Here is a 14,388-nt window from a genome sequence, read left to right on the forward strand (position 1 = left end):
GACCAAGGTGACTTTTCCTAATCCGTGAAAATCAGTGCAATCCGTCCGAAGGACTCCTTTGGAGTGGCCAAATAAAAAAAGTTAAACAAATGTTTGATTAATATTAAACAGTTGTTTAACTTTGCGCCTTCAAATGAACTACCATGGATTTCAACGACAAGCAAATAAAGATAATGGAGACCGCTGAAGAGCTTTTTGCTGAAAAAGGTTTTTCCGGTACTTCAGTAAGGGATATCGCCGATGCGGCAGATATCAACGTGGCGATGATCTCGTATTATTTTGGTTCCAAAGAAAAGATGCTGGAATCGATCTTCACTTTCCGTTCGGAAACAACGATGCTGAAACTGGAAAGCATGTTCAAGAATACAGCATTGACACCGATGGAAAAAGTGAACCAGATGATCGATTACTACATCGATAAATTTATGAACCAGCAGTGTTTTCATAAAATAATGATGCGGGAGCAGGTGGCCAATCACCGGCACGCTATTTCGGGACTGATACAGGAATATAAAAAACGCAACCAGGCGCTGGTAAAGCAACTGATAGCAGAAGGACAGAAAAGCGGCGATTTTGTAAAGAATGTGGATATTCCTTTACTGATGACGACCCTTGTGGGCACAGTAAGCCACCTGGTTACCACACAGCATTTTTATAAAGAGCTGAATAACCTGCAATCCCTTACGGATGAACAATTTGAAAAACTGATAAGAAAAAAATTAAGCGCACACATAAAATTTCTTTTTAAAGCCATCTTAACTCATGAAGCATAAACTGATCGTACTTACTGCAAGCCTGCTAAGCCTGCAGCCGCTGCTGGCCCAGACAACTAAATCGCTTACATTAAAAGAAGCGATAGACCTGAGCCTCGCCAACAACAAACAATTAAAACTGAACGAAGCAAAGATACTGGAAGCTACCGCCGGCATTAAAGAAGCGGAAGAAAAGCGTCTACCCGATGCCGGTATAAGCGGTGCTTATCTTTATCTCCCGGTGCAGCCGCATATTAATTTAAAGAGTGATTCTTCTTCTGGTGGCGGCGGCCCTAAAGTTTCGCAGGCTATATATGGCATGGCCACTGTTTCGCTGCCTATTTACAATGGCGGTAAATTAAAATACGGTATAGAGTCGGCTAAATATTTACAGCAGGCTTTAAAGCTGGATGCTGATAACGACCGCGATGCCGTGATCATCAACACCATCAATGCCTGTATCAACCTGTTCAAAGCAAGAGAAGCCATTGCACTGGTAAAAGAAAACCTGGAGCAATCGCAACAGCGTGTGAAGGATTTCAGCAACCTGGAAAAAAATGGCTTACTGGCACGTAACGACCTGATGAAAGCAGAACTGCAATCATCCAATATTGAACTGACACTGCTGGATGCTCAAAGCAATTACAGGCTGGCCAGCGCCAACATGGACATCATGATCGGCCTGCCGGAAGAAACAGACCTTATCCCCGACAGGAGTGGTTTGGCTTTACCGGAATCTGTAAAGACCGTTGCAGAATACGAACAGGAAGCTTTGCAAAACCGCAATGATGTTGCTGCTGCAGCCATCCGCAAAAAATCTGCAGAGCTGAGTATTAAAACGATCAAAGCAGATTATTATCCCAGTATCTCGCTAACGGGTGGTTATGTAGCAGCTGATATACCTAAGTTCTTAACTATAACCAATGCCGTGAATATCGGTGTGGGTGTTAAATACAATATTTCCTCCCTCTGGAAAACAAAGACCAAATTACAGGTGGCCGAAGCCAAAGTAAAACAGGTGCAGGCCAGCCAGGATCTGTTGAGTGATAATATCCGCATGCAGATCAACCAGGCCTATCAAACTTATTTTGTAAGCCGCAAAAAAATTGAAGTGCTGGAAAAATCGGTGGAGCAGGCAACAGAAAATTACCGCATCACCAAAAACAAATACGATAACAGCCTGGCCACTACTACCGAGCTGCTGGATGCTGATGTTGCTTTACTGCAAAGCAAATTAAGCGTTACCAATGCAAAGGCCGATTCGTTTTTGGCGTACAACAAATTATTATACGTATCCGGTCTTTTAAAACAATAATTCATTACCACAACAACAAACTTAAAAAGAGATTTATATGGCACAGAATGAAACAGCAACCCCACAGGCAACCGCTCCGGCAGCAGAAGCGCCGAAAAAAAGAAGCAAAGCATTCCTCATCGTTTTGATACTGCTGGTTGTAGCAGGCGGATGGTTTGGCTTCAGTAAGTACAATCATGGTAAGCACCACGAAGAAACGGATGATGCACAGTTGGAAGCCAACATCAGCCCGGTAATACCACGTATTGCAGGTTATGTAAAAGAAGTGAGGGTAAAAGATAACCAAATGGTAAAGAAGGGTGATACACTTATCATTCTCGACGACAGGGATATGGCATTAAGGGTACAACAGGCCGAAGCTGCTTTAGGTACAGCAAAAACCAACCTAGGTTCGGCTGAAGCCACTACCAACGCATCAAGATCAAGCATTGCAAGTTCGCAGGCTAACATTGGTATTATTGATGCACAGATTGAAGTAGCTAAAGTAAATGCTGTGCGTACCAAACAGGACTACGACCGTTATGCCAATTTAATAAAGGATCATTCTATTACACAACAGCAGTTTGAACAGGCGCAGGCAGCAAAAGAAACCGCAGAACGCCAGCTGAATGTTTTGCTGCAGCAAAAGAACCAGGCAGCACAGCAAACAAACTCTGTCGCTTCACAAAGCAACGCCACTTCTTCTCAAATTGGGGTAGCCGGTGCCGTTATTAAGCAGCGTGAAGTGGAAGTTTCGGAAGCCAAACTCAATCTTTCTTACGCAGTGATCACTGCACAGGAAAGCGGGCTGGTTTCTAAAGTAAATGTACAGGAAGGGCAATTCTTACAGGCGGGCCAATCTGTTTTCAGTATTGTATTGAGCAACGATATCTGGGTGGTAGCGAATTTTAAAGAAACACAATTTGAAAAAATGAAGATCGGCCAGAAGGTAACAGTTCATGTGGATGCATTCCCCGATCATTCTTTTGAAGCTACGTTGACTTCATTCTCTCCTGCTACAGGCTCCCGTTTTGCATTACTGCCTCCCGATAACAGCAGTGGTAACTTTGTAAAAGTGGTACAGCGTTTACCGGTGAAGATAGAATTCAATAAAGTGGATGATGCGCTGGTAAAACAATTAAAGCCCGGTATGAACGTGAATGTGGATGTGCATTTGGATTAACCCCCTCTCCGAAGGAGCCCTTTGGGCCGCCCCCTGAAGGGGGAACTGAAGCGGAGATAAATGAGGAGGAGATGGAGAAGATTTAGAAGTGTTCACAGCGTGTATAAAATATATATTGGTTTTAAAATCATAACCTATGCATTGGATCGTTGATTGACGTATCCAAAGGCATAACAAAACATAATCTCCGCATCTCCCCTTTAGGGGTCGGGGGTAACTAATTATGCAACAGATGGAGTCTTTAGTGGAGTATGGGTCACGGCGTGTGATCATTACTATCACGGCTATTATATGTGCGCTGCTGGAAATCGTGGATACCACTATTGTGAACGTGGCATTGAATGACATGAGAGGTAGCCTTGGCGCCACGCTTACTGAAGTGGGTTGGGTGGTTACTGCGTATGCAATTGGTAACGTAATTATTGTACCGATGACCAGTTGGTTATCGCAACAGTTTGGGCGCCGCAATTATTTTGCAGCTTCCATTATCATGTTTACCATCTGCTCTTTTTTGTGCGGTAATGCCACAGGCATTGTGGAGCTGGTGATATTCCGTTTTCTGCAGGGCGTGGGCGGTGGCGCATTGCTGGTAACTTCTCAAACGATCATTACAGAAAGTTATCCGCCTGAAAAAAGAGGTATGGCACAAGCTATTTATGGTTTGGGTGTTATCATTGGCCCTACACTGGGCCCGCCATTAGGTGGTTACATTGTGTATCATTCCACCTGGCCAGACATCTTTTATATCAATATTCCCATTGGTGTTATTGCCACCTTACTAACGCTGCAGTATGTACGCAGTCCCAAGTATGGCGAAAAAACAGCTGTGGGTGATGTAGACTGGCTTGGAATCGCTTTGCTGGCAGTAACCGTGGGATCTTTACAATATGTGCTGGAAAAAGGACAGGATGATGATTGGTTCAGTGACAGCCTCATCCTTTCGCTTACTGTTATTGCCGGGTTGGGTCTTTACTTTTTTATATGGAGGGAATTAACTTATAAAAAACCCATTGTAGAATTAAGGGTATTGAAGAATGGTAACCTCCGAGTCGGTACCATCCTTTCCTTTATCATGGGCTTTGGTTTATATGGCTCCACTTTTATCATTCCGCTGTATACACAATCCATCCTTGGCTGGACGGCGCAGCAGGCAGGTATGCTGATGGTGCCCGCCGCATTAACTACAGCTTTTATGATGCCGATAATTGGTACGCTGTTACAAAAAGGTGTGCCGCAGCAATACCTGGCAGCATCGGGTTTTATATTATTTGCCGTGTTCACGTTCTGGGGTTATGTTATTCTTACGCCCGATACCAATGCGGATGATTTCTTCTGGATGCTGATCGTTCGTGGAGTAGGTATGGGTATGTTATTCATCCCCATCACTACTTTGTCGTTGTCCACATTAAAGGGGCAACAGATCGGGCAGGGTGCCGCTTTTACGGGAATGATGCGGCAATTGGGGGATCGTTCGGTATTGCGCTGATCACTACATTTATTTCACGGCAGAATATCGTGCACCGTACTGACCTGGTAAGTAAACTGGATTATACTAATTCTGCGGTACAGCAACAGATCCAGGGAATGCAGCAATCATTTATAAGCAAGGCCGGTTATTCAGCTGACAAGGCGCTCAAGGCCGCTTATGCAGCCATGGATGGTAAAGTAATGAAGCAGGCTGCAGTTCTATCTTATATGGATGTGTTCCTCTACCTGGGTATTGCATTTTTATTGTGTGTACCATTCATTATACTGGTAAGAGGCAATAAAAAGAAAAAAGTAGATTTAGGCGAAGCCATGCATTAAAATATTTTTCCCGCTAAGACGCAAAGAAAAACCAAAAGCCGCCTTCATTCAATTGGGGGCGGCTTTGTTATGTACAGGGGGTTTTCACGCAAAGCAGGTAAGATAGCAAAGCCGCAAAGAAACACTTTGCGGCTTTTGTATTTTTCTTTGCCACTTTGCGTGGAATGTATTGCTTTGCGTGAAAATTATTTCAACGTTGCTTCATGTGTAATGTTGGTGTTCAGCAATTTGGAGATGGGACAGTTTGCTTTTGCATCGGCCACGCATTCTTCAAATTTTTCTTTGCTGATGCCGGGAATGCTGGCAGTTACAGTCAAATGAGATTCAGTGATCGCTCCCGCAGCAGGATCCAGTGTGATCACGCATTGTGTTTCAATACTGTCGGGTGTAAAACCTGCAGCACCCAGTACAAAACTCAGTTTCATGCTGAAGCAGCCGGCGTGTGCAGCAGCCACCAGTTCTTCGGGATTGGTACCCACACCCTCCGCAAAACGGGAGTTGAAGGAGTATTGTGTTTTGTTCAGCGTGGTGCTTTGCGTAGTAAGATTTCCACTACCTTCTTTTCCGGAGCCATTCCAAACGGCTGTTGCGTTACGTTTCATAAATTTTAATTTTATCCCAAACCACTAAAGGGGCTTTACACTCTATAGGTTCAGGTTCTTTTTGTTGATTGTAATGTAATGGTATTATTTTAAAAGCCCTTTATATTCCGATTCGTTATAGCCAACAATTAGTTTGCCATTGTATTCAACAATCGGCCTTTTTATGATGCTGGTATGTTCCATCATCATTTTGATCGCCGTTTCCTGCCCGGTTAGTTTTGCCTGCGCTGCTGCAGGTAACTCCCGCCAGGTGGTGCTTCGCTTGTTAAAGATAGTCTCCCATCCTTTTATATTACACCATTCTGCCAGTTTTTTGTTGTCTATCCCCTGCAATTTATAGTCGTGAAACGAAAAAGCAATATTGTTTTTCTGTAACCAGCTCATGGCTTTTTTGGTGGTATCGCAATTAGGGATGCCGTAAATAATTAGTTTGCTCATTTTAATATTCGGGTAAAACGGGTTTTGTTTTCATAATGTTTTCGATCTTCTCCATTACATCGGGTGTCAGCTTTTCCAATGCATCCAGCGCTTTTAAATTATCCAGCAATTGTGCTTTTTTGGTGGCGCCCAGTATAGCGGTGCTTACGTGGGGGTTTTTAATGCACCAGGCTATGCTTAACGCTGCGGTTGTTTCGCCCAGTTTGGTTGCCAGCTCACTCAGCTTTTTTACCTTCTTTAATTTTTCATCCATTACCCAACGTTCTTTCAGCCAGTCGAAGCCCTGTAATGCAAAGCGGCTGTCCTTCGGTATACCATTGTTGTACTTGCCGCTTAACAAACCTGATGCCAGCGGACTCCAGATAGTGGTGCCCATCCCTACGGTTCTAAAGATATCCAGGTATTCCTTATCCAGTTTATCCCTTTCAAATAAATTGTATTGTGGCTGCTCCATGGTGGGGCCTATCAACCTGAATTTTTCAGCCACCCGGTGCGCTTCCATTATTTCCACGCCGCTCCATTCGCTGGTGCCCCAGTACAATACTTTTCCCTGCTGTATCAAATGGTTCATGGCCCAAACGGTTTCTTCAATGGGCGTATTTTTATCCGGGCGGTGGCAAAAAAAGAGGTCCAGATAGTCTACCTGTAACCGTTGTAATGCCTCATTGCAGGCTTCCGTTAAATGCTTGCGGCTGTTGCCGGTTTGGTTGGGTTTGTTTTCTTTACCTCTCCAGCCAAAATATGCTTTGGAAGATACAGTGAAAGAAGTACGGTCCCATTTTTTCTTTTTCAGCACACGGCCCATCATCTTCTCGCTTTCGCCCAGTGCGTACACTTCTGCATTGTCAAAAAAATTAACGCCGTTATCATAGGCAATGCCCATTAATTCGTCGGCTATTTTATCGTTGATCTGTTTACTAAAACTTACCCAGCTTCCAAATGAAAGCACGCTTACCTGTAAGCCTGATCTTCCCAAACGGCGGTATTGCATAAAATGAAGTTTTAAAATTGGAGGTTAAAGTTAGGATAACAATACGGAAAAGGAATTGTTTGTGTTATTCAACATAATGTTTCAACGGCTTCGAACGAAGATAGTACGGGGATGGTATTGAGATGGTATGGAGTTATAAATTATGAGTGATAAGTTATGAGTGATAAGTTATGAGTTAGGGATTGGGATACGTTATACTTTGTATTCTTGCTGTTCTGCGAACAGCAATGAGGGAGCAAATATAAAATTTGCTACACTAATGATCGGGAAACTCGGATGATGGCACCCTTATAAAACTATTGGTAACCTGTTTTATCCATTTCTCTTTAAAGTCCTGGCTGGTTTCAAAACCAATGCCTTTTATGTTGTGCGTTTTTGTATTTATCTGTACAGGCTTATCCGTATAGAACTGGTATGTCGGGCGGTTCCTGTCCCAATACAATTCATCACAGTAAAGCGTGTCGCCGTTTTTAAGGCCGATAAAGCGCACACTGTCCCGCAGTAATATCTTACTCTGGCTTTCGATGTACTTGGCGTATTTGGCATCCAGTATGCTTTCTATCACCGTGCCTTCGTTATAAAAATCAACGTGTATCTTTTTCGGGAACTCTACGTAAGGCATGCTATCCTGCACCCTTAGCATCAATGGCGCCTGCAGTATGGCTTTTGTTTTACCGCTTAATGTATAATTCAGGTTTACTTTCTGCGCCTCTTCCACTCCCGTGTTCTTAGTAGTGGCATCTTTTATTTCCTGGGAGCTGTTCTCACAGGCAGATAAAAAAATGCAGCCTCCTATCAAGACTGCATTCAATTTTTTATAAGCTTTTTTAAGCAACATGTTTAATTATACTTTCGTTTTATGAACCAGTTGGCGTTCATAGAAACACCGATGGTAAAGCGTACGGTTGTTTCCCGAAGGTTATTACCTTTTTTATCTCCCCTGCCGCCAATTTCCACACCGGTGTTCAACGTTACAAAACCCGATTCCGGGTTGTAGCTTACACGCTGCAGCGAAGTTAAGGGCATTCCGGCACCAAAAGTAACGGCGTAGTCTGGCCTGCTGTTATTTGTTTTAATATAATCCGGGCCATAATAAAAACCTGCACGGTATCTTACAAAGTTGAAGTATTTTCTTACAGGTGTGTTCTCTTTTGCAGGGTAATATTGTGCGCCCACCCTGATCACCCAGTTGTCCTGTACAAGGTCGGTTTGGCCATAATACCTGTATTTGCTCCAGCTGGTCTTTTCATAATCCGCACCAATCAGCCAGTGTACATCCTGGTAAGTAAAGCCGGCGCCAAAAGAAGAAGGGTAATCAATCTTGCCTTTTACATCTTTGCTTTCGTATACACTGTCGATGCGGTAGGCAGCCAGGTTAGCATCGTACTCAAATGTTTCTCTTACATCAGTACGGGTAGCATTGAGTTTTTGCTGCAGGTTACCGTATACGCCTAAACGCAAACGGGGGAATGCTCTATTCTTATCCTTGCTTAAAAGTATTTCGTACTGCAAACCGGCCGTAAAAAGCATACCACCAAAATTGGTTTGATTGGCCGAATTGGATTTGTAATAAGTTACAGTGTCGTTGATAAAGCTCAGCCTGGTACTGTAATCCTTGTTGCCAAACATATAGCCGGCGCTTACACCAATGCTGAAATGTTTAAAACGGATACCGGTACCTATAAATGCCTGGTTGGTACCACCGCTGCCTTCGTACAGGGTATTCAGGCTGTCGATATTGGTGAGGCGTGTATCTTTCTCGATCTTGTAATTGATCTTGGTAACTGGTTTTAAACCAAAGTTGAGGCCCCAGGAAATATCTTTTTTACGCATTTTAGGCGTGGTTAACGGAACGCCCAGTTGCAGGTAGGAAAATATAGTGTTGGTGGCGCTGAATCTTTTAACCGGGTTCACACTTTTAAGCGTGCGGATGTCCACTTCACCACCTATATCAAAGATGGTTACTGATAAACTGCCCAGCGTGGCGGGGTTTACAAAGTTCACGCTTTGATAATCCACCACAGCAGCCGAAATACCACCCATGCTGCGGGTAAACATGTTCTGGTTGGGGGCCCTGTCGCCTAAACCATATCTTGAATAAGGGGAATTTTCCTGTGAATATGCTGTTGTTTGAATACCTAGTAATACAAAAAGTACGGAGATAAGCTTAGTCGTTGTTAGTTTCGCTGAGTGCATAAAGTCCTTTGAATAAAAAATTACTGTCGGCAAATATCTTGTTTTTAAGCCGACCAGCAAAATAGGCAGTATCGCCCCCGGTTAAAACGACGTTAAAGTTATCGTATTTTTTGGCGTATTCATCAATAAATCCGTCCATTTCATAAGCAATTCCGGCAATCACCCCGCTCTGCATATTGGTCTTTGTATCGTACCCTATCACCGGAAAATTCCACTCGGCCTGCACTAATGGCAGTTTGGCTGTAAACACCTGCATGGCCTTAAAACGCATTTCCATACCCGGCGAAATACTGCCACCCAGGAACTGGTGATATTGATTAATAAAATTATAGGTGATGCAGGTACCCATACCGATCACCAGGTTGTTCTTGCCCGGGTAAAAATGGGCGGCGGCGGCGCAAAGCGCCAGGCGGTCGGCCCCAATGGTTTCGGGCTTGCCTACGGCAGCCGTAAAATTGGCCCTGGTAAGATGGGATAGTTTATGAAATTTACTTTTGGATGCCAGGAAGGTTTCAATAGCCGGGTTATGATTGATAACAGATGCCAGTATGGTTTTCTGTGGCTGGTGAATGGAGATCAACCGGTCTATCGTGAACATCTCATCATTAGGCAGTGTTATTTCCTCAACAAAATTATCGTCGTTGAATACGGCAACTTTAAGCCGGGTATTTCCAAAATCCAGACAAAGCGTCTTCATCAATTATTTGTTTTAAGGTTGGGTTTGTGCGTACACATTCCTTTGGGTTAAATATCAAATCCTTTTAAATTCTTAAAGTGGCCGTTCATCTGCACTCGTTCCTTCAGCGTTTCCATTTCTGCAATAATAGGCAGCACTCTTTTTAAATGACGTTTCAGGTATTCCTGGCGTTGCAGTTCCTGCAGCAATTGCAGCAGTTCATATTCTTCGGCCAGCGAAAGGCCGGCATGATGGGCCACATCATAACTCCACAATTCGTTATCGGGCTTTTTAAATTCCTTGGTTATTTTAAGCAGTTTGTGCAGTTCCCGTATGGCTGCTACAATGGTAAGCATCAAAGCCCTGTTGCCGCTTTCGGCATTGGCCGGGTAGTTCACAATAGCGCCGCTGTATAATTTTTCGGGCAATTCCTTAATGGACTCCAGGATATTGAATACCTGCAACCCTTCGGTTTTAATATCCATCTTACCATCTTCGTACACATTGGTTATCTCCATCACCCTTACCAATGTGCCGGTATCGTTCATTTTATCGTCGATAACGGGGGGAATACCAAATGGTTTTTTATTATCGAAACATTCTTTGATCAGTTGCTTATACCGCGGTTCAAAAATGTGCAGGTTCAGCTGTTCACCGGGGTAAACAACTATGCCAAGCGGAAATATGGGAATGAAGTTGGTCAATGTGCTATTGGTTTTTATGCATCTCTTTTAAAAAACTATATTTTAAAAAGGTGTACCAGGCAGTGGTTTTGGCAATAAGATAGCCTTCCCATCCATCTAAAAAACCCAGGCGTAAAATATAGTGCTGTACAAATGTAAAGCCAGGCGCCAGGCGCAGTTTAAAAAAGCTGGCCCGCTTGCCCTGCAGGTAATATTTTTTTGCATTTAACTTGGCGTACGCAACAGTTTTGTTGATGTATTCGTCAATATGCTGCGTGGTATAATGCAGTATGTTTCCGGGCAGCAGCGATACTTTTGTATCGTCGTGCAGGGTAAGCGATTCGTGTACGGCGGCATTATCCCACCTTACTTTTTTACGGTTAAAGAGGCGGATATGTTTATCGCCCGACCATTCGCCATAGCGTATCCATTTACCGCAAAAAAAATTCCTGAACTTAAAATTGTACACGGTGTTCTCATCCTGCAGCGCCAGTTGCTGAATGGCGGTACTCAATTCCTCATCTATGGCCTCATCTGCATCCAGGTTCAGTATCCAGTCGTTGGCAGCCGCATCAATGCCTTTATTTTTATTGGGTCCGTAGCCATCCCAGGTGGTCTCAATAACCTTTGCACCCATTTTTTTGCAAATGGCAACGGTATCGTCGGTACTGCCACTGTCCACGATCACAAAATCGCCGGAAACCTCCTGTAAACTCTGCAGGGTATTTGCAATAATATGAGCCTCGTTCCTGGTTATGATTACCACCGATATTGGCATGCAGCGATCAATGTTTAAAAGCAATTGTGTGCAAAGAAACAATAAAGAGCAACAAGTTAACCTTGTGTTCATAATTAATTTGAGAGTTTTTATTAATAGGTAAAACAGTACTACAAAACCACCTGTTCAGTACTACAAAATCATCCTTTATTGGGAAGGCACTCATTAATTTTGTTACTTTGTTACATGTGGCAGCAACTACTGAACGAGATACAACAGGGCAACAGTAAAACGCTGGCCCGCTGCATTTCGCTTATTGAGAATGAAGTGACAGGCTATGAGCAACTGCTGGAACTGCTGCCTTTTTCCAACACCCCCGTTATTGGTATTACCGGCCCTCCCGGCGCCGGCAAAAGCACCCTGGTGGATGCACTTACCGGCGAGCTGGTGCGGCAGGGCAAGCGGGTGGGTGTGCTCTGTGTAGATCCTTCTTCGCCTTTTAACCTGGGCGCCCTGCTGGGCGACCGCATCCGCATGAGCGAGTGGTACAACAGCCCGCAGGTGTTCATCCGCTCACTGGCAACAAGGGGTTCGCTGGGTGGATTGCATCCCAAGATCATCGAGATATGCGACCTTTTTAAAGCGGCTCCTTTTGATCATATCATCGTGGAAACAGTGGGTGTGGGCCAAAGTGAAATTGAGATAGCAGGGCTGGCCGATGTGACCGTAGTGGTGGTGGTGCCCGAAGCTGGTGACGAAGTACAGACCATGAAGGCCGGCCTGATGGAAATTGCAGATGTATTTGTAGTAAATAAAGCCGACCGGCCCGAAGCGGATACATTTGTAAAGAACCTGCGCCTGATGCTGGCGCCTGCCTTCAGCAACCATAGCCAGCCCGTGCCAGTTATTAAAACCACCGCTTCGCAAAAACAGGGCACTGCGGAATTACTGGAAGCTATTATACAATTGCTGCAACTAACAGTAACCAATAAACGAAACTGGCTGCTGGCCGAAAAAGCCTATCATTTGATCCAGCAAAAAAGAATGAAGGGAATTGATAAAGAGGAATTAAAAAACAAGATCGCGGCAGCAGGCAATGATCTTAACCTGTACCGGTTCATCAAAAACTACTGAGGGGGCAATTTACCTGCAGCTTCGTTGTCTTCGTATTGCTTATTGCTTTTCCACCAGCGGTAGCCCACCACCCCTACAATGCAAAAGGGGGCGGCCATCAGGTACAGGATGCCCTGGTTGAGCGCTTTGGCAGGTTTTTCGCCCAGCTGCGAAGCTGTTTTAGTGCATACAGAACATTGAGCCTGAGCACCCGGTGCCAGGAAAACCATGGCGGCGGCCAGTATCAATATGGTAAAAAAATGCTTCATTTTACACTGCAAAGTTAACAAACCAACAGGCCAGTTCCACTTTTGTTTAACTAATTTTTTTGGGCCCGGGGGCTCAAAAAATGCAAACTTAGTTTTACTTTGTAAGTAAATTAAAATGGCTTCATGTTGAAATATTTTTACCTTATCCTTATCTGCACCTTCACTTCTTTTGCTGCAATGGCGCAGCACCCTAAACAGGCTGTTGACCTGTATAATAAAGCCGTCATTCTCAAGGAGAAAGGTATGTTCCTGGAGTCGCTGGACTTTTTTAGAAAAGCTATTGCAGTGGATAAAAAGTATGATTCTGCCTACCTTGGCCTTGCTTCTCTGTATGCAACAGTAAGTGTTCCCGACAGTTCCATATTACTGCTGAACACGGCCGTTAAGATAATGCCTGCTTTTACCAGCGGCTATATGGCATTGGGCAATTTGTACAGGGATGTGAAACACGAGATCGATTCTGCTATCATTAACTATCAAAAAGTACTGTCTCTTGACAGTACTGAAAAGGCCGCTCTTTATGGCATGGCCTGGTGTTATAACAACAAAGGCAATAACCGCGAAGCCATTACCTATGCCGTAAAGGCGCTTGATATTGATAATAATTACCGCCCGGCTTATAGTGAACTGGGCCATGCCTATAATAAGCTGAAGGCCTACGAAGAATGTGTTGCCCAGTTTAAAAAGAACCTGGCCATATCCGTAAATGACCTGCCCATGCTGTACATGGGTTATGCTTATATGGAAATGAACCAGAACGACAATGTATTGAAAATGATCGACCAGCTTAAAACAGTAAATCCCAGGATGGCGGAAAGCTTACAAAAAAGGCTCGCTGCCAAACAGCAGCAGGCTGCTACAGGGCCTGCACAGCCTTAACGTATCTCTGATACTGCGTTGCTGTTATGAAACACTTCCTGGTCGAAGAATTTGGGTTCGGTCACAAAACCATTGATATCCCCTTTTAAAATTGTATGCGACAACAGGTCGTCTGCACGGTACACCACCGGCGTTTGTGCGGCCAGTAGTTTTTTTGCTGCACTTAATGTTATGGCATAGGCATGCGTACAATCATGAAAGCCCGCTTTTTTTAAATGTGCACTGTATTTGCTGGGTAAAGAATTGCTTACCATGGTATAGGTCCATTTCATTAATCCCAGTGCGCTTAATATTTTATAGAATCCCTGCTTTATCCTGGCGCCGGTACTTACCGTTTCGTTTTTAAGATAACCCAGGTATACCAGTTCCCAGTCGGGCGGCAGTTCTTTCAAAGCACCCGGCAATGCCGCCATATTCTGTAGCAAGGGTACAATATCATCTTCCAGTATCAATACTTTTTGCCAGTTGTGTTTGATCATTTCTTCGTACACCATGCGGTGCGAAAGGGAGCAGGCCAGTTCGCCCAGGTTAAGCGGTTTGCCCTGGCGTTGCAGTGCTATTGTTTTTTCTTCGTTGTATACCCCGTTTTGTTTGGCCTGCTGCAGGTCAAGATTCAACTTATCAGCTCCCCAAAAAAAATCGAATGCAACTCCCTCTAATTGCTGTTGTACTTTTTGATGCCGCTCTGTAAAGCGGGGTATGGACACAACAAATACCTTATCAAAATACTGCTGTAATAATGTACCAGTGCCGGCCGGAATATTCAATTGCTTAAATTTTATAAGTGC

General features: G+C 44.1%; 17 protein-coding genes. 7 read left to right on the forward strand and 10 right to left on the reverse strand.

Annotation, left to right across the window (positions count from 1 at the left end; translation table 11 throughout):
- Window positions 1–143 precede the first annotated feature (143 nt).
- The 5 genes from QM738_RS04655 (at window position 144) to QM738_RS04675 (ending at window position 5,035) form a co-directional block, all read left to right on the forward strand.
- A complete protein-coding gene (locus QM738_RS04655) occupies window positions 144–773 on the forward strand; it encodes a TetR family transcriptional regulator (protein WP_462275508.1) in 630 nt (209 codons plus the stop codon).
- Window positions 763–2,067 carry a TolC family protein gene (locus QM738_RS04660; protein ID WP_462275509.1) on the forward strand — a complete coding sequence of 435 codons (1,305 nt, stop codon included), beginning with the start codon at window positions 763–765 and terminating at the stop codon, window positions 2,065–2,067. Before QM738_RS04655 ends, QM738_RS04660 begins: the two co-directional genes overlap by 11 nt.
- 37 nt (window positions 2,068–2,104) lie before the next feature.
- Window positions 2,105–3,229, forward strand: coding sequence for an HlyD family secretion protein (locus tag QM738_RS04665; protein WP_462275510.1), 1,125 nt, complete (start codon window positions 2,105–2,107; stop codon window positions 3,227–3,229).
- Window positions 3,230–3,452: 223 nt separating this feature from the next.
- The gene (locus tag QM738_RS04670) at window positions 3,453–4,715 is read left to right on the forward strand and encodes a DHA2 family efflux MFS transporter permease subunit (RefSeq protein ID WP_462275511.1); all 1,263 of its coding nucleotides are present in this window, start codon (window positions 3,453–3,455) and stop codon (window positions 4,713–4,715) included.
- 29 nt (window positions 4,716–4,744) lie between these two features.
- Complete coding sequence (locus QM738_RS04675; protein ID WP_462275512.1) at window positions 4,745–5,035, forward strand: hypothetical protein; 291 nt, start codon at window positions 4,745–4,747, stop codon at window positions 5,033–5,035.
- 185 nt (window positions 5,036–5,220) lie between these two features.
- Here the strand turns inward: QM738_RS04675 and QM738_RS04680 are convergent, their stop codons facing one another.
- The 8 genes from QM738_RS04680 to QM738_RS04715 all read right to left on the reverse strand — a co-directional run bounded on the left by QM738_RS04680 (window position 5,221) and on the right by QM738_RS04715 (window position 11,399).
- Window positions 5,221–5,637 carry an OsmC family protein gene (locus QM738_RS04680; protein WP_462275513.1) on the reverse strand — a complete coding sequence of 139 codons (417 nt, stop codon included), beginning with the start codon at window positions 5,635–5,637 and terminating at the stop codon, window positions 5,221–5,223.
- Between the two features lie 84 nt (window positions 5,638–5,721).
- Complete coding sequence (locus tag QM738_RS04685; protein WP_462275514.1) at window positions 5,722–6,075, reverse strand: arsenate reductase; 354 nt, start codon at window positions 6,073–6,075, stop codon at window positions 5,722–5,724.
- 1 nt (window position 6,076) lies between these two features.
- Entirely contained in the window at window positions 6,077–7,066 is a 990-nt protein-coding gene (locus tag QM738_RS04690) for a potassium channel beta subunit family protein (RefSeq protein ID WP_462275515.1), read from the reverse strand.
- 256 nt (window positions 7,067–7,322) lie between these two features.
- Window positions 7,323–7,904 carry an LPS export ABC transporter periplasmic protein LptC gene (lptC, locus tag QM738_RS04695; RefSeq protein ID WP_462275516.1) on the reverse strand — a complete coding sequence of 194 codons (582 nt, stop codon included), beginning with the start codon at window positions 7,902–7,904 and terminating at the stop codon, window positions 7,323–7,325.
- A gap of 2 nt (window positions 7,905–7,906) precedes the next feature.
- Window positions 7,907–9,262 (reverse strand): hypothetical protein, encoded by a 1,356-nt coding sequence (locus tag QM738_RS04700; RefSeq protein ID WP_462275517.1) that lies wholly within the window; start codon window positions 9,260–9,262, stop codon window positions 7,907–7,909.
- Window positions 9,234–9,959 (reverse strand): type III pantothenate kinase, encoded by a 726-nt coding sequence (locus tag QM738_RS04705; protein ID WP_462275518.1) that lies wholly within the window; start codon window positions 9,957–9,959, stop codon window positions 9,234–9,236. Before QM738_RS04705 ends, QM738_RS04700 begins: the two co-directional genes overlap by 29 nt.
- Before the next feature lie 47 nt (window positions 9,960–10,006).
- The gene (locus QM738_RS04710; protein WP_462275519.1) at window positions 10,007–10,642 is read right to left on the reverse strand and encodes an LON peptidase substrate-binding domain-containing protein; all 636 of its coding nucleotides are present in this window, start codon (window positions 10,640–10,642) and stop codon (window positions 10,007–10,009) included.
- Window positions 10,643–10,646: 4 nt separating this feature from the next.
- Entirely contained in the window at window positions 10,647–11,399 is a 753-nt protein-coding gene (locus QM738_RS04715) for a glycosyltransferase family 2 protein (RefSeq protein ID WP_462275520.1), read from the reverse strand.
- A gap of 186 nt (window positions 11,400–11,585) precedes the next feature.
- Between QM738_RS04715 and meaB the strand changes: the two genes are divergently transcribed.
- Entirely contained in the window at window positions 11,586–12,473 is an 888-nt protein-coding gene (gene meaB, locus QM738_RS04720; protein WP_462275521.1) for a methylmalonyl Co-A mutase-associated GTPase MeaB, read from the forward strand.
- Here meaB and QM738_RS04725 read toward each other — a convergent pair.
- Entirely contained in the window at window positions 12,467–12,721 is a 255-nt protein-coding gene (locus QM738_RS04725; protein ID WP_462275522.1) for a hypothetical protein, read from the reverse strand. The two genes, meaB and QM738_RS04725, sit on opposite strands and share 7 nt — an antisense overlap.
- Before the next feature lie 123 nt (window positions 12,722–12,844).
- Between QM738_RS04725 and QM738_RS04730 the strand changes: the two genes are divergently transcribed.
- On the forward strand, window positions 12,845–13,600 hold the full coding sequence (locus tag QM738_RS04730; RefSeq protein WP_462275523.1) for a tetratricopeptide repeat protein: 756 nt from the start codon (window positions 12,845–12,847) through the stop codon (window positions 13,598–13,600).
- Here the strand turns inward: QM738_RS04730 and QM738_RS04735 are convergent.
- A complete protein-coding gene (locus QM738_RS04735) occupies window positions 13,597–14,367 on the reverse strand; it encodes a glycosyltransferase family 25 protein (protein WP_462275524.1) in 771 nt (256 codons plus the stop codon). The genes QM738_RS04730 and QM738_RS04735 overlap by 4 nt on opposite strands.
- Window positions 14,368–14,388 lie beyond the last annotated feature (21 nt).

Origin of the sequence: Ferruginibacter sp., from assembly GCF_049840995.1 — a bacterium.
Lineage (GTDB): Bacteria > Bacteroidota > Bacteroidia > Chitinophagales > Chitinophagaceae > Ferruginibacter.